18 protein-coding genes and 2 pseudogenes are annotated in these 21,559 nt (G+C 67.3%); 12 read left to right on the top strand and 8 right to left on the bottom strand.

The annotated features are described in order from the left end of the window. Window positions 1–3 precede the first annotated feature (3 nt). From FHT32_RS34190 to FHT32_RS34175, 4 genes are read right to left on the bottom strand one after another with little or no spacing between them, the layout of a single operon-like run. Window positions 4–1,020, bottom strand: a complete 1,017-nt coding sequence (locus FHT32_RS34190; RefSeq protein ID WP_176668975.1) for a spore coat U domain-containing protein — start codon at window positions 1,018–1,020, stop codon at window positions 4–6. Then, a complete protein-coding gene (locus FHT32_RS34185; protein ID WP_176668974.1) occupies window positions 1,017–3,428 on the bottom strand; it encodes a fimbria/pilus outer membrane usher protein in 2,412 nt (803 codons plus the stop codon). Before FHT32_RS34185 ends, FHT32_RS34190 begins: the two co-directional genes overlap by 4 nt. Then, window positions 3,379–4,110: a molecular chaperone gene (locus tag FHT32_RS34180; RefSeq protein WP_176668999.1), complete on the bottom strand. Its 732-nt coding sequence runs from the start codon at window positions 4,108–4,110 to the stop codon at window positions 3,379–3,381. Before FHT32_RS34180 ends, FHT32_RS34185 begins: the two co-directional genes overlap by 50 nt. Window positions 4,111–4,123: 13 nt before the next feature. Then, the gene (locus tag FHT32_RS34175; RefSeq protein ID WP_176668973.1) at window positions 4,124–4,627 is read right to left on the bottom strand and encodes a spore coat protein U domain-containing protein; all 504 of its coding nucleotides are present in this window, start codon (window positions 4,625–4,627) and stop codon (window positions 4,124–4,126) included. Between the two features lie 314 nt (window positions 4,628–4,941). On the opposite strand from FHT32_RS34175, the gene FHT32_RS34170 reads away from it, so the two are divergent. The 7 genes from FHT32_RS34170 (at window position 4,942) to FHT32_RS34140 (ending at window position 11,931) form a co-directional block, all read left to right on the top strand. Continuing rightward, the gene (locus tag FHT32_RS34170) at window positions 4,942–5,529 is read left to right on the top strand and encodes an NAD(P)H-dependent oxidoreductase (protein ID WP_176668972.1); all 588 of its coding nucleotides are present in this window, start codon (window positions 4,942–4,944) and stop codon (window positions 5,527–5,529) included. Then, on the top strand, window positions 5,526–6,794 hold the full coding sequence (locus FHT32_RS34165; protein WP_176668971.1) for an amidohydrolase family protein: 1,269 nt from the start codon (window positions 5,526–5,528) through the stop codon (window positions 6,792–6,794). Before FHT32_RS34170 ends, FHT32_RS34165 begins: the two co-directional genes overlap by 4 nt. A gap of 24 nt (window positions 6,795–6,818) precedes the next feature. Beyond that, window positions 6,819–7,682, top strand: coding sequence for a creatininase family protein (locus FHT32_RS34160; protein WP_019658482.1), 864 nt, complete (start codon window positions 6,819–6,821; stop codon window positions 7,680–7,682). Window positions 7,683–7,755: 73 nt separating this feature from the next. Then, on the top strand, window positions 7,756–8,739 hold the full coding sequence (locus FHT32_RS34155; protein ID WP_176668970.1) for an ABC transporter substrate-binding protein: 984 nt from the start codon (window positions 7,756–7,758) through the stop codon (window positions 8,737–8,739). 160 nt (window positions 8,740–8,899) lie between these two features. Next, the gene (locus FHT32_RS34150) at window positions 8,900–9,736 is read left to right on the top strand and encodes an ABC transporter ATP-binding protein (RefSeq protein WP_176668969.1); all 837 of its coding nucleotides are present in this window, start codon (window positions 8,900–8,902) and stop codon (window positions 9,734–9,736) included. Continuing rightward, a complete protein-coding gene (locus FHT32_RS34145; RefSeq protein ID WP_176668968.1) occupies window positions 9,733–10,542 on the top strand; it encodes an ABC transporter permease in 810 nt (269 codons plus the stop codon). Before FHT32_RS34150 ends, FHT32_RS34145 begins: the two co-directional genes overlap by 4 nt. Before the next feature lie 9 nt (window positions 10,543–10,551). Further along, on the top strand, window positions 10,552–11,931 hold the full coding sequence (locus tag FHT32_RS34140; RefSeq protein ID WP_176668967.1) for an FAD-binding oxidoreductase: 1,380 nt from the start codon (window positions 10,552–10,554) through the stop codon (window positions 11,929–11,931). Between the two features lie 6 nt (window positions 11,932–11,937). Here FHT32_RS34140 and lnt read toward each other — a convergent pair whose 3' ends face one another. From lnt to FHT32_RS34120, 4 genes are all read right to left on the bottom strand, one after another. Beyond that, window positions 11,938–13,503, bottom strand: a complete 1,566-nt coding sequence (gene lnt / locus FHT32_RS34135) for an apolipoprotein N-acyltransferase (protein WP_176668966.1) — start codon at window positions 13,501–13,503, stop codon at window positions 11,938–11,940. Then, window positions 13,503–14,381 (bottom strand): HlyC/CorC family transporter, encoded by an 879-nt coding sequence (locus tag FHT32_RS34130; RefSeq protein ID WP_126023798.1) that lies wholly within the window; start codon window positions 14,379–14,381, stop codon window positions 13,503–13,505. Before FHT32_RS34130 ends, lnt begins: the two co-directional genes overlap by 1 nt. Window positions 14,382–14,489: 108 nt before the next feature. After that, on the bottom strand, window positions 14,490–15,218 hold the full coding sequence (locus tag FHT32_RS34125) for a GNAT family N-acetyltransferase (protein WP_176668965.1): 729 nt from the start codon (window positions 15,216–15,218) through the stop codon (window positions 14,490–14,492). Between the two features lie 109 nt (window positions 15,219–15,327). Continuing rightward, window positions 15,328–15,801 (bottom strand): Lrp/AsnC family transcriptional regulator, encoded by a 474-nt coding sequence (locus tag FHT32_RS34120; protein ID WP_019658474.1) that lies wholly within the window; start codon window positions 15,799–15,801, stop codon window positions 15,328–15,330. A gap of 142 nt (window positions 15,802–15,943) precedes the next feature. On the opposite strand from FHT32_RS34120, the gene hppD reads away from it, so the two are divergent. The 5 genes and pseudogenes from hppD to FHT32_RS34095 all read left to right on the top strand — a co-directional run. Beyond that, window positions 15,944–17,071, top strand: a complete 1,128-nt coding sequence (hppD, locus tag FHT32_RS34115; protein ID WP_176668964.1) for a 4-hydroxyphenylpyruvate dioxygenase — start codon at window positions 15,944–15,946, stop codon at window positions 17,069–17,071. Between the two features lie 37 nt (window positions 17,072–17,108). After that, window positions 17,109–17,914, top strand: a pseudogene (locus tag FHT32_RS34110) (transporter substrate-binding domain-containing protein). A 27-nt stretch (window positions 17,915–17,941) separates the two neighbouring features. Continuing rightward, entirely contained in the window at window positions 17,942–18,817 is an 876-nt protein-coding gene (gene phhA, locus FHT32_RS34105) for a phenylalanine 4-monooxygenase (protein ID WP_176668963.1), read from the top strand. A 134-nt stretch (window positions 18,818–18,951) separates the two neighbouring features. Further along, window positions 18,952–20,649 carry an AMP-binding protein gene (locus tag FHT32_RS34100; RefSeq protein ID WP_176668962.1) on the top strand — a complete coding sequence of 566 codons (1,698 nt, stop codon included), beginning with the start codon at window positions 18,952–18,954 and terminating at the stop codon, window positions 20,647–20,649. A 3-nt stretch (window positions 20,650–20,652) separates the two neighbouring features. After that, window positions 20,653–21,559 (top strand): annotated as a pseudogene (locus FHT32_RS34095) (MBL fold metallo-hydrolase); the annotation flags it as partial.

The raw sequence follows: 21,559 nt of genomic DNA, 5'->3' as shown, positions 1-21,559 counted from the left end.
GGTTCAATAGGTCACGCCGACCGTGACCACGTCCATGTAGCTGTCCGGCCGCACATTGGTGCTGGCGCCGAGGACGCGGCCATACAAGGGCAGCGCCTGGACCTGGCCGCTGCCCGTACCCGCGAAGGTGTTGGTGCCCGTGACGTTGCCCCAGACGAGAGTGCGGCCGGAGTTGCGGTAGAGCTGGTAGGGCACGGTGTCGGTGTTGCCGGGCACGCCCCCCGTCGGCGTCATCGCCCCGGCCCCGTTGGACACGTTGTTGGACGGCGTGAGCGCCACCGTATAGCCGGTGGGCGTCGTGCAGGTGACATAGATGGTGCCGACCTGGTCGACGTTGCCGCCGCCCGGCAGGCCCGAGACGGAGCCGAAGTTCAGCGGATCGGCCGTGACGATGCAGCTCTTGGAGATGGTGGCGCTGACGATGAAGGCGAACTGGTCCGCCAGCGTCGTGCCGCACGTGGTCGGGGGCGCGCTCGTGCTCGACGTCAGCGTGATCGAGGTATGGATGCCGGCGAAGTTGTCCTGGTACGAGCCCGGCGGCGCCGTGCTCTGGCCCGCGAGCAACTCACCGCGCATCGTGGCGGTTCCCGAGGTGGTGGTGGACCGGGCGGGAATGGCGATGTTGATGATGTATGGATTCGGCACCGCGGCATTGCCGTTCGAGCCCCAGATCGTGTTGCCCGCCCCCTGGTAGAGCTGGAACTTCAGGCTGTCGCCCGCGGTGTTCTTCATGACGCGCGGATTGAAGTTCGTGAGGCCCTCGTTGCCGTCGCCGATGTTGAAGCAGACCCTGGCGTACTCGGTCGTGTTGGTGTTGCCGCTCTTGGTGCAGGTGTAGCTCAGCGTGGCGTTGGCGGGCGCAGCCGTGCCGGCGACCAGGTCGACCGTGCCGAAAGCCACGGCCGTCATCGATGCCGTGCAATTGATTGACGCCTGGGCGCTGCCCGCCGACAGCAGCCACAGCAGCGTGCAGAACAGGGGCAGGCGCATGGCCTGAAGCGTGCGGATCAGAAGACTCATGGCGTCTTGGCCTCCCTGGTGCAGCGCAGCGGCCCGATCTGCGGGACTGCCGCGCCTTCCTTGCGATAGTCGAAGCTGGTTCGGCAGGCGCCGGCGGGCATCTGCACGTCGAGCGTGTTGTGGGCCTGGAGCGATTCGAGATATACCGCGCCATCGAAACCGACCAGGGCCGGTTCGCCGCCCTGTCCGTTGGCCCGCACGCGGCTGCCCAGCGGCAGCGGCTTGCCCGCCTCGTCCACCAGCAGCAAAGCGGCCGCGCTGACCGGCGTGATGCCGAAGCGCACCAGCGTGCCGGCGCGGTCGCTCGGCGTCGCCAAGGTCCGCACACGCTCGATCCTCACGTCGGCCGGCAACTGCATCGGGTCGATGGACAGCTGGTTGTTCTGGTAGGAGCGCAGCGGCGTCACCAGCAGCATGCCCTTGTCGTCCGTGGTGCCGATATCGCGGTTTTCCAGCTTCACGGGCACACCCGCGATGCCGTCGGTGGAAACCACCGCGAAGGCGTCGTCGATGCGCCGGGACGCGAAGGGCTGGCCGCCCATGAACGCGATCGAGCCGGTGGCGCCCGCGTAGGCGAAGCGGTTGTCGCCGAGCACGCTGATGCCGGCCATGGCGCGGCCGTAGCGGCCGAGATAGTCGATCTCGGCCTGCCCGCCGTTCTGGCCGCCGCCCTGGCGCAGGCCCGCGCGCCAGCCGATGCCGCCGTCGCCCGGTGCCGAGCTCTGCGCGTCGGCGGTGTAGACGGTCTTGCCGTTGTCGCGCTGGACGCCGGCGCTGGCCGTGATGTTGCCGTCCAGCGCCCAGGTGAAGCCGACGAAGAGGCTGCGCTCGCGGCGGTTGACCAGGTTCTGGTTGAGGCTCACGTTCACCGAGGCGCTCTTCCCGATGGCCCGGAACCAGTAGACGCTGGCCAGGCGCGTCGCCTCCTGCGCCGGATAGCGCAGGTAGAGATAGCTCAGGCCGACGCTGCCGAAGTCCTTGGTGCTGTAGCCGATCGACGCCCGGCCCGAGCCGCGCGGCGGCGCGCTGCCGTACAGGGAGGCAACGTCGCGGTATTCGCCGCGCGTGCGCGTGCCCTCGACCGCGAAATTGAACTGGTTGTCGCGCCAGCTGTAGCCCAGGTTGAGCAGGGAGCCCTGCTCGCCGCGATAACTGCTGTGCGCCACGGCACCCGTGAAGACACCGCTCTGCCCGAAGAGCCATGCGCCCCCGACACCGCCCTTGACCAGTCCCTTGGTGGTCTCGCCGTGCGCCTCCAGAGTGAAGCTGTTGCTCACGCCGTAGCGCCAGGTGCCGGTGGCGGCGGGGTCGCTGCCGTAGTCGTTCGAGCGCAGGCCGTAGCTCTTGCGCACCATGCCGAGGTCAACGGACCAGTCGGACAGGCCCTCCTGCAGCAGGCGCTGCGTGTCGTACAGCGAGAAGTCGAGCGTGGTGGCGCGGCCGAAGGCGTCGGTGAGCACCACCTGCGCGTTGCCCGCGCCGTTGATGCTCGGCACCGTGTTGAGCTGGAAGGGCCCGGCCGGGACCTGGCCGGTGTACTGGCGCAGGCCATTGATGTAGAGCTCCACCTGCGATGGCAGGGCGGCCGCCCCCAGGAACGCCGGCAGCGGGGTCGTCGTGCGGTAGGGCTGCAGCGAGAAGTTGCGCGACAGCTGGATGCCGCCGATGCGGGTGGAGCGCGACCACGGCAGCGACGCGGTGGTGGTGTCGCCCACGCGCAGCGTCAGCATGTCGTCGGGGAAAGACCGGCTCCAGGTGGTGTCCAGCCGCACCGAGTCGTGTGTCCAGCCCTCGTTGTCGGAGCGGTAGGCGCGCGACATCATCGTGCTGGTGAACACGCTGCTGCCGCTGAAAGCGCGGACTTCAGCGAGCGCGTTGAGGCTGGTGCTGCTGCCCCGGCCCTGCGTGCCGTAGAGGTCGTAGTTCAGCAGCAGGCCGGGCGAAGCGCTGGCCTTGGGCGTGGCGATGGTCGAGGTGTCGACCACCGTCGTGGGAAGGCGCAGCGCCTCGGCGGAAGCGTTGATGTCCAAGCTCTGCCGTACCGCGTCGTAGGCGAGCTTCACGCCGGGAAGGCCGTCGAGCCGCACCGGGTCGGACGCGCCCGGCGGCAGGATGAAGCCCAGCTGCCGCAGCGTGGAGGCGCTGGCCCAGAGCTCGCGGCCGCGCAGGCCGAAATGCACCAGCCCCTGCGGGTTGCCGTTGAGGCTCAGTTCCAGGTAGAGGTCGCTGCCGCCAGGGCCGGTGATGTCGCCTTCGGCCGCGGATGCGACCAGCCAGGGCCCCTGTTCGGCTGCAGCCTTCTCGGCCTGAGCGCCGAATGACGCCAGACCCGACAGAAGCAGCAGTGGAAGCAGACGCTCAGCGGACGCGTGGAAGTGGCGGGATCTTTTCCTGCGTCGCGTTGCCATTGATCTTCGTTTCCAGGACGCCGCCGGAGGCAAAGGCTTCCGCGGGTGTCTTCAGGGGCCAGCGCATGCTCGCCCCCGGCAGCACGTAGCCCATCAGGCCGGCGTGCACCGCGCTGCGCTTGCCGGTGGCATCGACAAAATCCAGATCGGCGAGCTGCGCGTGCATGCCGCCGCCGTTGGCGACTTCGAGCATCGCCTGGCTGCCCTCGCGGCGCAGCGACCAGCTCAGTTGAGGCGCGGCCGGCTGTGCGCCGGCGGGCGCGATGAAGATGGGAACCGAGTAGCGCAGCACCAGCTGCAGGCCCTTCTTCTCCTTCATCTCGACGGGCAGCTCGTCGATGATGACCCGGTAGGAATTCTCGACCGCTCCGGGCGGAACGCCGGTGCGGATGACGCGGATCAGCTGCCGCGAGGAAGCAGCCAGCTGCACCATCGGCGGACTCACGAGGAGCTCGCGCGAGGGCGTGAGCTTTTCGTTGCCGTCTTCCTGCGACCACTGATAGACGCGAACCTGCGCGTGCACCACGTCGTCGCCGGTATTGCTGAGCCACAGGCCGTCGGCGTTCTGCGCGGCCTGCAACGTCAGCGTGACCGGCGAGACCTGCAGACCGCTGGCCGAAGCGGCCGCGTGCGCCAGCAGGGCGAACGCGAGGGCAAGGGTGTGGCGCAGCAGGCGGTGCACGGTCAGCAACCGATCAGTAGTTGACCTGGACGGTCACGGTGTCGGAGTAGGAGCCAGGCGTCACGTTGACGCTCGCGACGGTGGCCCACACGGGGATCGACTGGGCCGCGCCGGTGCCGGTTCCGGCCACGCCGTTGCCGACCGCGGTGGACGTGGCCGTGCTGCCCCAGATCGCACCGGTGGCGCTCACCGAGCGCAGCTGGTAGGGGATGGTGTCAGTGCCCGTATTGCCCATAGCGCCGGCGCCGGTGGTGCTGTTGTTCGAGGGCAGCAGGCCGATGTTGTAGGGCGTCGACTTGGAGCAGGTCACGCTGATGTTGCTGCTGGCGCTCAGGTTGGTGGCGGAGGAATCGACCGTGTTGAAGTTGATGTTGGAGCCCGAGCCCGCCGTCACCGAGCAAGCCTTGGCAACGGTGATCAGAACCTGGAACGTGGCAGTGGCCGGGCTCGTGGCTGCCAAGACTGCGCTGGTGGTGACTGCAAGAACGGCTGCGACGATGAGGGAAGTTTTTTTCATGATGACGGACTCTCGGGTATCGAACGGTTGATGAAGAGAGAAATGAGGCCCAAAGTTCACAAATTGGGACTGTGAATTTTAGTTAACAATTGGAAGAAAGAGTGAATTGTTGTTACGTGGCCGAAGAAATTCGGCCATTCATGCGCTCGTTTCCCGGCCTTGCGTGACTTTTGTTACGAAATTCGGCCACCCTCCCAGCACCTTCTCGACAGTTCCGTAGCGCCCTTACCACGCCGCCCCAACCCGGTGCGGCGGCACTGGCACGTCGCTTGCATAACCTGACCACTTGCTCTGATTAAGCGGTCAAACACACCATGCGCGTGCTCGTCGTCTACTGCCATCCGGTCGAAACCAGCTTCCACGCCGCCCTGCACCAGGAGGTTCTGAAGAACCTGCGCGCGGCCGGGCACGAGGTGGACGACTGCGACCTCTACGCCGAAGGCTTCAACCCCGTGCTCTCGCGCGAGGAGCGCCTGGGCTACCACGACGTGCCTTCCAACCAGCTGCCGCTGAAGCCCTACGTGGAGCGGCTTCAGTGGGCCGAGGGCATCGTGTTCTGCTTTCCGACCTGGTGCTTCGGCCTGCCGGCAATGCTCAAGGGCTACTTCGACCGGCTCTTCATGCCGGGCGTGGCCTTCGACATCAGCGACCCGGCCAACGTCAAGCCGATGCTCACGCACATCAAGCGCATCAGCGCCGTCGTCACCTACGGGCGGCCGCGCTGGATGGCCATGTACATGGGCGACCCGCCGCGCAAGATCGTCACGCGGTACATGCTGCGGCTGACCGGCCGGCGCGCCAAGGTGGACTACCACGCCCACTACCACATGAACGTCGCGACCGAGCCCCAGCTCAAGCGCTTCATGGCACGCGTGGGCCAGGCGATGGCGCGCTTCGCATGAGCGCGCCCGCCCTGCTCGACAACGTGCGGCTGCCCCGCTGGCTGCTGCCCGCGGACTGGCCGCAGCGCGACGGCGTGCCGGAGCTCGCGCGCATCGCGATCGAGGCCGGCCGCGTGCGATCGGTGCAGCCCGCCACGGCCGAGTCGCCTCCTTCGGCCTGGAACCTCGACGGCGCGCTCGCCCTGCCGTGCTTCGTCGACGCCCACACGCACCTGGACAAGGCCTTCACCCTGCCGCGCATGAAGCAGGTGCAGCCCGGCCTGCTCGGCGCCATCGACGCGATGCTCGCCGACCGCGTGCACTGGACGCCCGCCGACGTGCGCGAGCGCGCCTCGCGCGGCCTGCAGTGGGCCTGGGAATGCGGCACCTCGCACCTGCGCACGCACGTCGACTGGTGGGAGCCCGAATCGGTGCCGATGGCCTGGCCGGTGATGGCCGAGCTGGCGCAGGAGTGGGCCAGCCGGGTGCGGCTGGAGCAGGTGAGCCTCATCAAGCTGCCGCTCTTCGAAGACGCCGCGCAGGCCATGCGCCTCGCCAGGCAGGTGAAGGCCACCGGACCGCATGCGCTGCTCGGCGGCTTCGTGCACTCCACCAACTGGAGCGAGAACGCGCTGCGCAACCTGCTGGTGTCGGCGCAGGCCTGCGACCTCGACATCGACCTGCACGTCGACGAGGAGCTCAACGCATCGGCCGTCGGCCTGCAGACCACGGCCCGCATCCTGAACGAGATCGGCTACCAGGGCCGCGTGGTCTGCGGCCACATCTGCGCGCTCGCGGCCCAGCCCGAGGCGCAGGCCCTGGCCACGCTCGACGCGGTGGCGCGCGCGCCGATCACGGTGGTGTCGCTGCCCGCCACCAACCTGCTGCTGCAGGACGCCGTCACCGGCCGCACGCCGCGCCTGCGCGGCATCACGCTGGTGAAGGAAGCGCGCGAGCGCGGCATTCCGCTGCTGTTCGCGAGCGACAACGTGCAAGACCCTTTCTGCCGCGTCGGCAGCTTCGACCCGGTCGAGGCGCTGGGCACGGCCGCGCTGGTGGCGCAGCTCGACGAGCCCTTCGACGACTGGTCGCAGGCGCTGTGCCGCGGCGACTGGCTGCGGCGCGAAGCCCCGGCCGCGCAGCCGACGCTGGTGGGCCAGGGCGCCGACCTGGTGCTGTTCACGCAGGCCGACCGCCACGGCTGGCCCTCGCGCACCGCCGGCCGCGTGGTACTGCGTGAAGGCCGCGTCACGCAAGGCGACCCCGCGCCGTTCCTCCCCCGATAACGACTCCTCCAGAAAGACCCTCCCATGCTCCACGGCTACATTCCGCCCCACCGCTTCCTGCCCTACCTGAGCTGGACCGAGATCGCGGCGCTGCCCGACCGCGAGAACACCGTCATCGTGCTGCCCTGCGGCGCGATCGAACAGCACGGACCGCACCTGCCCTGCTCGGTCGACAGCGTGATCTGCTCCGGCGTGATGGGCAAGGCGCTCGAGAAGCTGCCCGCCGAGGTGCGCGCCTTCGCGCTGCCCACCATCACGTATGGCAAGTCGGAAGAGCACCTGCACTTTCCCGGCACGATGACGCTGACCGGCACCACGCTGCTGTCGACCGTGATCGAGATCGGCGAGTCGGTCTACCGCTCGGGCTTTCGCAAGCTGCTGTTCGCCAACGGCCACGGCGGGCAGCCGCAGGTGCTGGAGATGGCGGCGCGCGAGCTCCGCCTGCGCCACGGCGACTTCGTGGTGGTGCCGCACGGCGTGTCGCGCCTGCCGAGCGCGGCCAGCAAGCAGGTGAGCGAGCAGGAGAAGAAGCTCGCCATGCACGCCGGCCATTCCGAGACCGCGCTGATGCTCGCACTCGCACCCGAGACGGTGCACATGGAACACGCGGTCGCCAACTTTCCGCCGCCCTTCCCGATCAAGCTGCTGTCGGCCGACGGTCGCCCCGCCTGCGCATGGACCTCGCGCGACTTCGGCCCGAGCGGCGTGATCGGCGACCCGACCACCGCCACGCGCGAGCAGGGCGAAGCCATTCTCGACACGCTCTCCGACAGCTGGGTGCAGGCGCTGACCGAGTTGCACGCGCTGCGCTGGGTGGTGCGCGAAGAGGCCACCTGGGAGCGCGGGCACCAGCAGGGCTTCATCCAGCAGAGCTTCCAGCCGGCCTGAGCCCACTTCTTGCAACGGCCGCTTCTTCTTTTTCTTTCGTCTTCTTCAACTCCCCTGCCCTAGAGAGGTCTCCATGCGCTCCTTCGCACTGTCCATCGCCGGCGCCGCCGCCATCGCCTTCCTCGCCACCGCGCCCGCCCAGGCCGAGGACAAGTTCACCTACATGACCAACTGGTATGCCCAGGCCGAGCACGGCGGCTTCTACCAGGCGGTGGCACAGGGCATCTACAAGAAGTACGGCCTCGACGTGACCATCAAGATGGGCGGCCCGCAGGTCAACATCACGCAGATGATGGCCGCCGGCCAGGCCGACTGCATCATGGGTTCTAGCGACATCCAGATGATGCAGGTGCGCGAAGGCGGCGTGCCGGTGGTCAACGTGGCGGCCTTCTTCCAGAAGGACCCGCAGGTGCTGATCGCCCATGACGACGTGAAGAAGTTCGAGGACCTCAAGGGCAAGACGCTGCTGATCGGCGCACAGGCCCAGCGCGGCTACTGGCCGTGGCTGAAGGCCAAGTTCGGCTTCACCGATGAGCAGACCCGCCCCTACACCTTCAACATCCAGCCCTTCGTGGCCGACAAGAACGCGGCGCAGCAGGGCTACCTGACCTCGGAGCCCTACGCCATCCAGAAGGCCGGCGTGAAGAGCACCGTGCTGATGTTCAGCGACCACGGCTTCCCGGCCTACGCGACCACCGTGTCGTGCATGGAGAAGACGGTGAAGGACCGCAGCAAGCAGGTCGCCGCCTTCGTGAAGGCCTCGGCCGAGGGCTGGAAGAGCTACCTCGCCGATCCCGCGCCCGCCAACGCGCTCATCAAGAAAGACAACCCGAACATGACCGACGACCAGCTGGCCTACAGCGTGGCCAAGCTCAAGGAGATGGGCATGGTCACCGGCGGCGACGCGGCCAAGCTCGGCATCGGCGTGATGACGGATGCGCGTGCGAAGGCGAGCTACGACTTCCTGGTGAGCGCGAAGCTGCTCGACCCCGCCAAGGTCGAACTGGCCAAGACCTACACGACCGAGTTCGTCAAGGACGCCAAGGTCATTCCTTGATGCTCGCCCCCAGGCTGCGCGCACTTCGTGTCGCTTCGCCAACCCCCTACCGGGGGCAACACCTGCGGCCCGGCAAAGCCGGTTCCGCGGTGTTTCACGAAGAGGCCGCGACGCGCCATTGCGCATTTTTCACGCAGCTACGTATCGGAGAACTCACATCGTGAATCGCATCGATCCCCACACGCTGGCGCCCCCGCCCGATTTCGCACCCGCCGTTCCGGCGGTGGAAGTGCTCTCGGCCGAGAAGACGTATCCCAACGGCACGCAGGCGCTGCTGCCGGTGGACCTGTCCATCGCCGAAGGCGAGTTCGTCACCCTGCTCGGCCCCTCGGGCTGCGGCAAGAGCACGCTGCTGAAGATGGTGGCGGGCATGCTCGAGCCCAGCGACGGCCGCCTGCTGGTGTGGCGCCGGCCGGTGGCGCAGCTGCACGAGAGCTCGCACAAGATGTCGTTCGTGTTCCAGTCGCCCACGCTGATGCCGTGGGCCAGCGTGCGCACCAACGTGCGGCTGCCGCTGGACCTGGCCGGCGTGCCGCGCAAGGAGGCCGATGCGCGGGTGATGGAATCGCTCGAGCTCGTGGGCCTGGAGAAATTCGCCGATGCGCTGCCGCGCGCGCTTTCGGGCGGCATGCAGATGCGCGTGTCGATCGCGCGCGGCCTCGTCACGCAGCCCGACCTGCTGCTGATGGACGAGCCCTTCGGCGCGCTCGACGAGATCACGCGCCACAAGCTCGACGCCGACCTGCTGGAGCTGTGGCGCAAGAAGAAGCTCACGGTGATCTTCGTGACCCACTCGATCCACGAGGCGGTGTTCCTGTCGAGCCGCGTGGTCATGATGGCCGCTCGGCCCGGCCGCGTGGTGGAGGAGTTCCGCATCGACGAGCCCTATCCGCGCAGCGCCGACTTCATGGTCACGCCCGAATTCGCACGCTACGCCAAGCAGCTGCAGGACAGCCTGCTGCGCGCCAGCAGCACCGACGAGGAGGCCGCGCGATGACTGCCAAGACCCTTCCCCTGCTGGCCCAGCCGCGCGTGCAGCGCGTGCTCTACCCGGTGCTGATCGGCGTGGTGCTGATCGCCCTGTGGCAATGGCTGGTGGTGGCGATGGAGCTGCCGCCCTACCTGGTGCCCTCGCCCTACCTGATGATGCAGACGCTGGTGACCGACTGGGCGCCGCTGGGCAACGCGCTGCTGGTCACGCTGAAGATCACGGTGCTGTCGTTCCTGCTGGCCACGGTGGCGGGCGTGCTGATCTCGTTCCTGTTCGTGCAGAGCAAGCGCATCGAGACCGCGCTCTTCCCGTACGCGGTGCTGCTGCAGGTGACGCCCATCGTGGCGGTGGCGCCGCTCATCATCATCTGGGTGAAGAACCCGGTGGCGGCGATGACGGTGTGCGCCGCGCTGGTGGCGCTGTTCCCGATCATCAGCAACACCACGCTGGGCCTGCGCAGCATCGACCCCGACCTGCAGAGCTACTTCAAGCTCAACCGCGCGACGCGCTGGCAGCAGCTGGTGCGGCTGCGCATTCCGAGCGCGCTGCCGTACTTCTTCGGCGGCCTGCGCATCTCCAGCGGTCTCGCGCTGATCGGCGCGGTGGTGGCGGAGTTCGTCGCGGGCACCGGCGGCTCGGGCGCGGGGCTGGCCTACCAGATCCTGCAGGCGGGCTTCCAGCTGAACATCCCGCGCATGTTCGCGGCGCTGCTGCTCATTTCCCTCACCGGTGTCGCGCTCTTCGTGCTGATGGCCTGGCTCACCAAGCTGGCGCTGGGCTCGTGGCATGCGAGCGAACTTTCCCAGGATTGAACCTTGACCATGAACGCCCCTGTTTCCGCCATCGAGCAGCTGCTGCTCGAACTGCCCGACCTCGACTGGATCACCGACGAGAGCCGCGTCACGCGGCTGTCCTCCGACTTCTCCTGGTTCAGCCCCGTGCTGGTACGCCAGCTCAAGGACAAGCGCGCCGACGTGGTCGTGCGGCCGCGCACCGAGGAAGAGATCCGCGCGGTGGTCGGCGCCTGCGCGCGCCGCTGCGTGCCCATCACCATCCGCGGCAGCGGCACCGGCAACTACGGCCAGACCACGCCGCTGGCCGGCGGCGTGGTGCTCGACATGACGGGCTACAACGGCTGCCTGTGGGTGCGCCCCGGCGTGGCTCGCGCGCAGGCCGGCATCCGCCTCGGTGAACTCGAGAAGCAGACCAAGCCCACGGGGCAGGAGCTGCGCTGCGTGCCCTCCACCTACCGCAGCGCGACGCTGGGCGGCCTCTTCGGCGGCGGCTTCGGCGGCGTGGGCTCCATCAACTACGGGCCGCTGGGCGCGCCGGGCAACGTGATTGGCATCCGGGCGATGACCATCGAGGCCGAGCCGCAGGTCGTCGAGCTGCGTGGCCCCGACGCGATGCGCATGCACCACCTGTGGGGCACCAACGGCCTCGTGCTGGAGCTGGAGATCGCGCTGGCGCCCGCGCATCCCTGGCTCGAGACGCTGGTGACCTTCGGCGACTTCGAAAGCGCGCTGCACTTCGCCGACAAGCTCGCGCACGCGCCGGGCATCGTGAAGCGCGGCGTCACCTTCTTCGCAGCACCGATCTCCGACCATCTGGCGCAGCTCGCCGCGCACCTGCCCAAGGGCTGCCACACGGTGCTGTCGCTGGTGGCCGAGTCGTGCGAGCCCGCGATGCTGCAGCTGGTGGAGGCCCACGGCGGCACCGTCGGCTACCGCAAGATGGCGGCCGAGGTGCAGAAGAGCAACCGCACGCTGATGGAATTCACCTGGAACCACACGACGCTGCATGCGCTGAAGATCGATCCGAACCTCACCTACCTGCAGAGCGGCTTCGTTCCGGGCCGGCACGTCGAGCAGGTCATCGAGATGGAGAAGCTGCTGGGCGGTGAGCAGGGCGAGGTGATGATGCACATCGAGTTCCTGCGCAACGTGGCCGGCCTCATGACCTGCAGCGGGCTGCAGTTGGTGCGCTTCAGCACCGAGGAGCGGCTGCAGGAGATCATGCGCATCCACCGCGAGCATGGCGTGCACATCAACAACCCGCACGTGAACATCGTCGAAGACGGCAAGGCCGGCGGGCCGCTGCCGCCGGAAGTCATCGAGGTGAAGAAGCGCTTCGACCCGCTGGGGCTGCTGAACCCGGGCAAGCTGCGCGACTGGCCGGTGAAGGCGGCTTCGGCAGCCTGACCGGTTTCAGTTCTGGCGGCGGCCCTGCACCCAGGCCACCGCCACGATGGCCATGGCCAGCAGCCACAGCGGCCAGAGGCCGAAGGGCGCCACCCAGCGCGCGAAGGGCGTGAGGCCGCGACGGCCTTCCACGTTCGCTTCGAGCACGCCGCGCGTGAGGCGCGGCAGCTCGTGCGTCACGCGGCCCTGGGCGTCGATCACCACGGTCGCGCCGGTGTTGGTGGAGCGCACCATCGGCCGCGCGAACTCCAGCGCGCGCATGCGCGAGATCGACAGGTGCTCGTCGATGGCCACCGTGTCGCCGAACCAGGCGATGTTGCTCACGTTGAGCAGGATGGTGGGGGCCGTGGCCTCGTCGCGGAAGTTCGCGCCGATCTCGTCGCCGAACAAGTCCTCGTAGCAGATGTTCGGCGCGATGCGCTGGCCCTGCCAGACGAAGGGCGCCTGGGCGAGCCCGCCGCGCGCGAAGTCGCCCAGCGGGATATTCATCATCTGGATGAACCAGCGAAAGCCCAGCGGGATGAATTCACCGAAGGGCACCAGGTGGTGCTTGCTGTAGGCGTAGGGCTGCTCGTCGCCGGGGCGGAACCCCAGCACCGCGTTGCTGTAGGTGCCCTGCCCGCCCAGCGGCAGGCCGACGATGGCGGCCTGGCTGCCCTGGCTGTAGCGGGCCTTGATCGCTTCGAGATAGCCAACGGGCAACTGCTGCGGCAGCAGCGGCAAGGCGGTCTCGGGCGTGACGACGAGCGAAGCCTTCGCATCGCGCAGCTGCTCGCCGTACCAGCTCAGCGCAGTCTCGATGCCGCCGCCGGGAATGAACTTCTCGTCCTGCGGGATGTTGCCCTGCAGGAGCGCGACGCTCAGGCTGCCCGCAGCGCCCTTGTCGCCCCGCACGTCGTCGCGAAGCGCGGGCACGAGGTTGGGCACGGCGAACACGAGCGCGATCAGCACGATGCCTGGGACGGCCTCCGCGATGCGCAGCGGACGATGCAGCGCGACCAGCGCAACGGCCAGCGCCGCCGCGGCGCCGATGCCGTACACGCCCACCCACGGCGCGAGCGCGGCGAGCGGGCCTTCCACGTGCGCATAGCCGCCCGCGCCCCACGGGAAGCCAGTGAACCAGCTGCCGCGCACCAGCTCGGCCAGCGTCCAGAGCGCCGCGAAGACCAGCGCGCCCGCCACCCGCCCCCGCGGCCCCTTCACCACGAACCATGCAGCGGCGACCGCGTAGTAGAGACCCAGCGCGGCAGCCAGCGCGAGCACGGCGATGGCTGCCAGCGGTGCCGGCAGGCCACCGTAGGTGTGCATCGAGATGAAGAGCCACCAGAAGCTGCCGGTGAGCCACGCGGTGGAGAACAGCCAGCCGTGCAATCCGGCGCGGCGCCAGCCGGCACCTTGGACGCGGAGTCCGTCGAGCAGCCACACCAGGGCGCCCAGCGACAGCAGCTGCAGCCACCAAAGCGGCTTGCCGTCGACCGGCGAGGCCATCGAGAGCGCCTGCGCGAGCCCGGCGGCGACGAAACCGAGCGGACGAAAGAAGGAGGCGAAGGAGGAAGCCGGCGCGCGAGCCATCAGTCGGCCGCGTCGCCGCCGCGTGCCGGGGACACCTTGAACCAGCGGACCGCGCCGCCCTTGGTGTGCAGCACCACGAAGTCGAAACCGCCGATCGCATGGTGCTCGCCGCGCTTGGGCACGTGGCCCATCTCGTGCGCGATCAGGCCGCCGATGGTGTCGAAGTCTTCGCTGAGCTGCTCTTCGTCGAACACGATGCCGAAGGCCTCGGCGACGCGCTCGATGGGCGTGTCGCCCGAGACGCGGTAGGTGTGGTCGGCCAGGCCGAAGATGTCGCCCTCGTCCTCGGCGATGTCGAACTCGTCCTCGATCTCGCCGACGATCTGCTCGAGCACGTCCTCGATGGTGATGAGGCCGGCCACGCGGCCGAACTCGTCGATGACGATCGCCAGGTGGTTGCGGTTGCCGCGGAACTCGCGCAGCAGGTCGTTCAGGCCCTTGCTCTCGGGCACGAAGGTGGCCGGGCGCAGCAGCGCGCGGATGTTCAGGCCCGGCGCGCGCTGCAGCTTGAGCAGGTCCTTCGCGAGCAGGATGCCGATGATGTTTTCCTTCTCGCCCTCGTACACCGGGAAGCGCGAGTGCGCGGTGTCGATGACCAGGTGCAGCAGCGCGTCGAAAGGCGCGTCGATGTTCACCAGGTCCATGCGCGGCGCGGCGACCATCACGTCGCCGGCGGTCATGTCGGCCATGCGCAGCACGCCTTCGAGCATCACGCGCGACTCCGCGCCGATCACCTCGTTGTCCTCGGCGTCTGCCAGGGTTTCGATCAGCTCGTCGCGCGAATCAGGGCCGGGGTGGATGAATTCGGCGAGTTTCTGGAGAAAGCTGCGCTTGTCTTCCCGTTCGACGGGAGCGCGTTCAGGGTGAGGTTCGGCCACTGCAGGAGGGCGGAGTTGAGGAGGGACAAGGATACCGGATTGCGTGTGACACGCTCTACCGGGCCCTTCCGAGGGGTCGGGGCCGGGCGGCCGCCGGGGCCGCACAGCTCAGGGCGCCGACTTCTTTCTCGCGTCGCGCATGCCGCTGCGCACTTCCTGCAGGCTGGCCAGGAAGGCCCAGAACTGCTTGGCGCGGCTCTTGAGGGCGAAGTCGACGGCCGCGTAGTGCTCCAAAGCGATCTCGCTCATGCGGCTGTCGAAGGTGGCGCTGGGCAGTTCGAGGTGAGCCTCGGCTTCGGCGCCGCTGCGCACCACGGTGGCGCCTGCGTTGCGGGCGATCTTCAGCATGGCGGCGTTCTCGCTCAGCGCATGGATGAAGAGCATGCCCACGCCTTCGTTGCGCGCCACGACCACGGCGCGCTCGAACAGGCGGGCGCCGTAGCCGCGTCCGCGGGCATGGGCGGACACGGAAACGCCGAACTCGGCGCAGTCGCTGTGCTGGTCGCCGGGGGCGAAGGCCAGGTGCGCCATCGCGATCAGGTCGAGGCGGCGGTTGTAGATGCCGAAGAGCTCGTCGCGCTCGAAGTCGAGGCTGTCGACGTAGCGCTGGATCTGCTCGTCGGCCGCCGCGTAGCCGAAGCGCAGGTAGCGGTCGTGCGGGGTGAGATCGAGCAGGTGGCGCGCGATGCGCTCGCGTTCGCGGGGGCCGATCGAGCGGATTGGCACCATCACCGGTTGAGGCGCACTGACTGCGCGTGGTTGCGCCTCGACCATCGGCGCTTTCAGGAAAGAGCCAATGCCGAGAGACGCCTTGAGAAGGGTCTTGGCGGTAAGCATGGCCCAACTTTAAGGGTTTTCCCTTAAACAACAAGTCTACAAGGTCAATCCCAAGACACATTCGTGACCCAGTCCCAGAGTGCGTGGCGCTCACGCAACCGGGATGTGGCTAAACGGGCACAGCTGTTGTGGCTTTGACACGGTCCAGCACGAAGCTGGTCTTGCAGTCTTCCACGCTGGGGTGCTTGAGCAGGGTGTCCATGATGAAGCGGCTGTAGTGGGCCATGTCGGCCACCACCACGCGCAGCAGGTAGTCCATGTCGCCGGTGAGGGCGGCGCATTCGACCACCTCGGGCCAGGTCTGAACGCTGGCGCGGAACAGGTCCATGGGGTTGCGCTTGTGGGTCTCGGTGTGCTTTTCGAGCCGCACGTTGAGATAGGCGGTCAGCCCCAGGCCGACGGCTTCGGGCTGGACCAGGGCCACGTAGCGGTCGATCACGCGGTGTTCTTCCAGCCGCTTGACCCGCCGCAGCACGGCGCTGGGCGACAGGCTCACCTGCTCGGCGATCTGGTCGTAGGTGGCGCGGCCGTCTGCTTGCAGCGTGCGCAGAATGAGCCTATCAATCTTGTCCAGTGCTTCCATTTCTCCATTCTTGCAGTTTTACTGCGCCAAGGCCACCGCATGCGCGTGGAAACGCAGAAAACCTGAGAGACATCCGGCCTACATTGCATGACCGGCCGATTTCGCGCCCATTCATTCAATTCCCACCCACCGGAGACCGCACATGAGCCAAGCCGACGCACCCGCCTTCACACCCTGGGAGAACCCCATGGGCACCGACGGCTTCGAATTCATCGAGTACGCGGCACCCGATCCGGCCGCCATGGGCAAGGTGTTCGAGCGCATGGGCTTCAGGGCCGTGGCCAAGCACCGCCACAAGAATGTGCTTCTTTATCGCCAGGGCACCATCAATTTCATCCTGAACGCCGAACCCGACTCCTTCGCGCAGAAGTTCGCGCGCGAGCACGGTCCGAGCGTGTGCGCCATCGCCTTCCGCGTGCAGGATGCCAAGCAAGCCTACGAACGCGCCACGGCACTCGGCGCATGGGGCTTCGCCGATAAGGCCGGCCCCGGCGAGCTGAACATCCCCGCCATCAAGGGCATCGGCGACAGCCTGATCTACCTGGTGGACCGCTGGCCCGGCAAGAACGGCGCGAAGCCCGGCGACATCGGCAACATCGGCTTCTACGACGTCGACTTCGAGGCACTGCCGGGCGTTACGCCGGAACAGGCGCTTTCGCCGTTCGGCAACGGCCTGACCTACATCGACCATCTGACGCACAACGTGTACCGCGGCCGGATGAACGTCTGGGCCGGCTTCTACGAAAAGCTCTTCAACTTCCGCGAAATCAAGTACTTCGACATCGAAGGCCAGGTGACGGGCGTGAAGAGCAAGGCCATGACCAGCCCCTGCGGCAAGATCCGCATCCCGATCAACGAGGAAGGCAAGGAGCAGGCCGGCCAGATCCAGGAATACCTGGACATGTACCGCGGCGAAGGCATCCAGCACATCGCCATGGGCTCGGACGACCTGTACAAGACGGTCGACGCGCTGCGAGCCAACGGCGTGACCCTGCTGGACACCATCGACACTTACTACGAGCTGGTCGACAAGCGCATTCCCGGCCACGGCGAAAGCGTGGCGGAGCTGCAGAAGCGAAAGATCCTGATCGACGGCAAGAAGGACGCCCTGCTGCTGCAGATCTTCAGCGAGAACCAGCTCGGACCGATCTTCTTCGAGTTCATCCAGCGCAAGGGCGACGACGGCTTCGGCAACGGCAACTTCAAGGCGCTGTTCGAGAGCATCGAGCTCGACCAGATGCGCCGCGGCGTGCTGAGCGCCGCAAAATAAGGGCCCCTTCCCTTATTTACCTGCCTCTGGAGCACGCATGCGCAGCTGTACGCCTTCGATCGGTCTGACTTTCATCGCGGCGGCTGCCGCGCTTCTTTCGGGTTGCGCGATGGCGCCCGCGGCCGCGCCGGCGGCCGGCGCCTCGCACCTCGACTCCGTGCAGAAGGCCGCGGTGCTGCGCATCTGCACGCCGGGCGACTACAAGCCCTTCAGCTTCCAGAAGCCCGACGGCGCCTTCGAAGGCATCGACGTCGACCTGATGGCGGGTTTCAGCGCCAGCCTCGGCGCGAAGCCCGAGTGGGTCAAGACCACCTGGGCCAACCTGCTGCCCGACCTGAGCGCCGGCAAGTGCGACATCGCCGTAGGCGGCGTGTCGGTCACCACCGACCGGCAGAAGCCGCCTTCTTCAGCACGCCCTACATGGTCAACGGCAAGACGCCCATCGCGCGCTGCGCCGACGTGGCCAAGTACCAGAGCGTGGCGGCCATCGACAAGCCGTCGGTGCGCGTCATCTTCAACCCGGGCGGCAGCAACGAGCGCTTCGCCCGCGCCAACTTCAAGCAGGCCAAGCTCACGCTGCATGGCGAGAACGTGACGATCTTCGACGAGATCCTCGCCAACCGCGCCGACGTGTTCGTCACCGAGGCGGCCGAGGCCATCACGCAGCAGAAGCTCAAGCCGGGCCTGTGCGCGGTCAACCCCGACAAGCCGCTCCAGTACGGCGAAATGGCCTGGATGCTGCCGCGCGACGACGTGGCTTTCAAGTCGTACGTCGATCAGTGGCTGCATCTGCAGCAGGCCGGCGGCGACTTCCAGCGGACGATGGACCGCTGGCTCAAGTAACCCTTCTTTCTCCGAGACCGCTTTTCTATGGACTCCCCCGCCGCCGCAGTTGTCACCCCCGCCGTCTATGGCGCCTCGGACCGCCCGCCGCGCGGCGACTACTCGCGCGGCGGCGCGGTGCTGGCCGACTACACCTGCCCTCAGGACTGGGCCAGCTACACGCCGGCCGACCACGACACCTACCGCCGCCTCTACGAGCGGCAGGTGGCGCAGCTGCCGGGGCTGGCCTGCGACGCCTTCATCAAGGCGCTGCCCTCGCTGGGCGTGAAGGACCGCATCCCGCGCTTCGACGAGCTCAACGAGCGCCTGCACCGCGCCACGGGCTGGGAGATCGTCGCGGTGCCGGGGCTGATTCCGGAGCTGCCCTTCTTCACGCTGCTGGCGAACCGCAAGTTTCCGGTGACCGACTGGATCCGCAAGCCCGAGGAGTTCGACTACATCGTCGAGCCCGACGTGTTCCACGACCTGTTCGGCCACGTGCCGATGCTGTTCGACCCGACCTTCGCCGACTACGTGCAGCGCTACGGCCAGGGCGGCATCAAGGCGCACGAGCTCGGCGCGGGCGAGAAGCTCGCGCGGCTCTACTGGTACACGGTGGAGTTCGGCCTGATCCGCCAGCCGGACGGCCTGCGCGCATACGGCGCGGGCATCCTCAGCTCGGTGGGCGAACTCAGGCACGCCGTGCTCAGCGACGAGCCGCGACGCCTGCCGCTGGACCTGCTGCGCACCATGCGCACGCGCTACAAGATCGACACCTACCAGGCGAACTACTTCGTGATCGACAGCTTCAGGCAGCTGTTCGACCTCACGGAGCCCGATTTCACGCCGCTGTACGAGTCGCTGAAGGTCGCGACCGACATCGAGGCCGGAGTGCTGCTGCCGGGCGAGTCCGGCAAGGCCTGAAACTCCGAAGGGTTGTTCGCGGCTGCTGTCGTGCGCAGCTATCGCGCGCGCGACAGCGCACGCCCTTGCCCTAGGACAAGCCCGCTGGTCGCGGAGGCAGAGTGCCTTCCACAATCCGCGCCAAAGGAGCTTGCATGCAGACCACATCTTCCGCGCGACAGAACTATCCGGCCGGCGTGCCGCATGAGATTCATCCGGAGCAGTACCGCTCGCTGCCCCAGATGTTCGACGAAGCCTTCGCCCGCTATGCCGACCGGCCGTTCTCGGTCTGCATGGAGCGCTGGATGTCTTACGGCGAACTCGACGCGCTGTCGAAGGCGCTGGGCGCCTGGCTGCAGTCGCGCGGGCTCGAGCCGGGTGCGCGGGTAGCGATCATGCTGCCGAACATTCCGCAGTTCGCGGTCACCATGTGCGGCGTGCTGCGCGCGGGGTACACCTGCGTCAACGTGAATCCGCTGTACACGGCGCGGGAGCTGGAGCACCAGCTGAAGGATTCGGGCGCGACGGCCATCGTCATCCTCGAGAACTTCGCGTCGACACTCGAGAAGGTGATCGAGCGCACGCCGGTCAAGCACGTGGTCATGACGTCGATGGGCGATCTGCTCGGCGGCTTGTACGGCGCCTGGATCACCATGGCCGTGCGGCATCTCGCCAAGCTGGTGCCTGCCTACAAGCTGCCCTTGAGCGACGGGCGCAGCGTGACGCCGTTCAACCAGGTGATTTCGGAGGGGCGCGGCCGTACGCTGGGACCGGACCAGAGCACCCTCGACTCCATTGCCTTCCTGCAGTACACAGGCGGCACGACCGGCCTGTCGAAGGGCGCGGTGCTGACCCATCGCAACATCGTCGCGGCCACGCTGCAGGCCGAAGCCTGGTTCACGCCGGCGCTGTCGCGCGCCGGCGATCTGGCAAAGGTCAACAGCATCGCGGCGCTGCCGCTGTATCACATCTTCGCGCTGACGCTGTGCCTGCTGGTGATCCGCCAGGGCTCGCACATGACGCTGATTCCGAATCCGCGCGACTTCAACAAGTTCATCGCAGTGCTGAAGAAGCGGCCCTTCCACATGCTGCCCGCGGTGAACACCTTGTTCAATGCGTTGCTGATGCATCCGGAGTTCAAGTCGATCGATTTCTCGACGCTTTTCGTCTCGCAGGCCGGCGGCATGGCCGCTTCCGAAGGCACGGCGCGCAATTGGTTCGAGGCCACCGGCTGTCCGATGATCGAAGGCTGGGGCATGAGCGAGACCTGCGCGATCGGCACGAACAACCCGGTGTCGAACACCGAGTTCACCGGAACGATCGGCCTGCCGCTGCCCAGCATCGAGATCGCGATCAAGGACGACGAAGGAAATTCACTGCCCGTCGACCAGCCGGGAGAACTTTGCATCAAGGGACCGAACGTGATGAAGGGCTACTACAACCAGCCGGCCGAGACTGCGGCGGCCTTCACCGCCGATGGTTTCATGCGCACCGGCGACATCGCGGTGATGCAGGAAGACGGCTACAGCCGCATCGTCGATCGCAAGAAGGACATGATCCTGGTGAGCGGCTTCAACGTGTTCCCCAACGAGCTCGAGAACGTGATCTCGCTGTGCCCGGGCGTGGTGGAATGCGCGGCGGTGGGCGTGCCGGACGAGAAGCAGGGTGAAGCCATCAAGGTCTTCGTGGTCCGCAGGGATCCGACGCTCACCGAGGATGCGGTGCTGCAGTACTGCAACTCGCAGCTCACCGGCTACAAGCGGCCGAAGCACATCGAGTTCAGGGAATCGCTGCCCAAGACCAATGTCGGGAAGATCCTGCGCCGCGAACTCCGCGTCAGCGCGGGCGCCTGAGCGATGCGCCATTCGTCGGCGAGCGCCGGGCTGCCGGCGGATGTAGTCGTTTTCGAGCGAGGCTGGCTTTCGTCGAACAATGTGCTGTTCTTGGGCGGCGAAGAAACGGCGCTGGTCGACACGGGGTATGCGACGCATGCGGAGCAGACGGTCGCCCTCGTCGAGTCGGTGCTTGGCGGCAGGCCTCTCGATCGCATTCTGAACACGCATCTGCACAGCGACCATTGCGGTGGGAATGCGGCGCTGCAGGCGCACTATCCATCGATTCGCACGGACATCCCGCCGGGAGAAGCTTCGTTCGTCGAAAGCTGGGATCAGCAAGGCCTGAGTTTCCTTGCGACAGGGCAGACCTGCCCGCGATTCGTCTTTACCGGACTGCTGCAGCCTGGCGCCGAGTGCGTGCTTGGGGCAGGCCTTGGCAGGTTCACGCCGCGCCGGGCCACGATCCTCACTCCGTCATTCTGTTCGAGCCAGGAACGCGAACGCTGATTTCAGCGGACGCTCTGTGGGAAAACGGATTTGGTATCGCGTTCCCCGAGCTGGCAGGTGAGCCATCGTTCGACGACATAGGGGCCACGCTGGATCTGATCGCGGAGCTTTCGCCGCGGCAGGTGATTCCGGGGCACGGTGCCATGTTCGACAACGTCGACGCGGCGCTGTCTGTTGCGCGGCGTCGGCTGGACAGCCTGCGGCGCGATCCGGTCAAGCACGCCAGGCATGCCATCAAGGTGCTGATGAAGTTCAAGCTGCTGGAAGTGCAGTCGATCTCCATTGTGGATTGGGAGGCTTGGCTACGAGGCACGGCCTATCTGGCTGCGATTCGCAAGCGTTTTTTCGGCGATGTCGAACTGGACCGACTGACTGAAGACATCTTGGGGGAATTGATAGCGGCAGGCGCAGCCAGGATGGA

The organism is Variovorax sp. SG517, from assembly GCF_013376045.1.
Classification (GTDB): domain Bacteria; phylum Pseudomonadota; class Gammaproteobacteria; order Burkholderiales; family Burkholderiaceae_C; genus Variovorax.
Note: the sequence above shows the minus strand (reverse complement) of the source record. Positions and strands in the feature narration are given on the sequence as shown.

Excerpts from the sequence above, each read along its gene's own strand:
- lnt (WP_176668966.1), bottom strand. The coding sequence starts at position 13,503 with ATGGCTCGCGCGCCGGCTTCCTCCTTCGCCTCCTTCTTTCGTCCGCTC.
- FHT32_RS34140 (WP_176668967.1), top strand. The coding sequence starts at position 10,552 with ATGAACGCCCCTGTTTCCGCCATCGAGCAGCTGCTGCTCGAACTGCCC.
- hppD (WP_176668964.1), top strand. The coding sequence starts at position 15,944 with ATGAGCCAAGCCGACGCACCCGCCTTCACACCCTGGGAGAACCCCATG.
- FHT32_RS34125 (WP_176668965.1), bottom strand. The coding sequence starts at position 15,218 with ATGCTTACCGCCAAGACCCTTCTCAAGGCGTCTCTCGGCATTGGCTCT.
- FHT32_RS34120 (WP_019658474.1), bottom strand. The coding sequence starts at position 15,801 with ATGGAAGCACTGGACAAGATTGATAGGCTCATTCTGCGCACGCTGCAA.
- phhA (WP_176668963.1), top strand. The coding sequence starts at position 17,942 with ATGGACTCCCCCGCCGCCGCAGTTGTCACCCCCGCCGTCTATGGCGCC.
- FHT32_RS34175 (WP_176668973.1), bottom strand. The coding sequence starts at position 4,627 with ATGAAAAAAACTTCCCTCATCGTCGCAGCCGTTCTTGCAGTCACCACC.
- FHT32_RS34160 (WP_019658482.1), top strand. The coding sequence starts at position 6,819 with ATGCTCCACGGCTACATTCCGCCCCACCGCTTCCTGCCCTACCTGAGC.
- FHT32_RS34155 (WP_176668970.1), top strand. The coding sequence starts at position 7,756 with ATGCGCTCCTTCGCACTGTCCATCGCCGGCGCCGCCGCCATCGCCTTC.
- FHT32_RS34185 (WP_176668974.1), bottom strand. The coding sequence starts at position 3,428 with ATGGCAACGCGACGCAGGAAAAGATCCCGCCACTTCCACGCGTCCGCT.
- FHT32_RS34170 (WP_176668972.1), top strand. The coding sequence starts at position 4,942 with ATGCGCGTGCTCGTCGTCTACTGCCATCCGGTCGAAACCAGCTTCCAC.
- FHT32_RS34145 (WP_176668968.1), top strand. The coding sequence starts at position 9,733 with ATGACTGCCAAGACCCTTCCCCTGCTGGCCCAGCCGCGCGTGCAGCGC.
- FHT32_RS34165 (WP_176668971.1), top strand. The coding sequence starts at position 5,526 with ATGAGCGCGCCCGCCCTGCTCGACAACGTGCGGCTGCCCCGCTGGCTG.
- FHT32_RS34190 (WP_176668975.1), bottom strand. The coding sequence starts at position 1,020 with ATGAGTCTTCTGATCCGCACGCTTCAGGCCATGCGCCTGCCCCTGTTC.
- FHT32_RS34100 (WP_176668962.1), top strand. The coding sequence starts at position 18,952 with ATGCAGACCACATCTTCCGCGCGACAGAACTATCCGGCCGGCGTGCCG.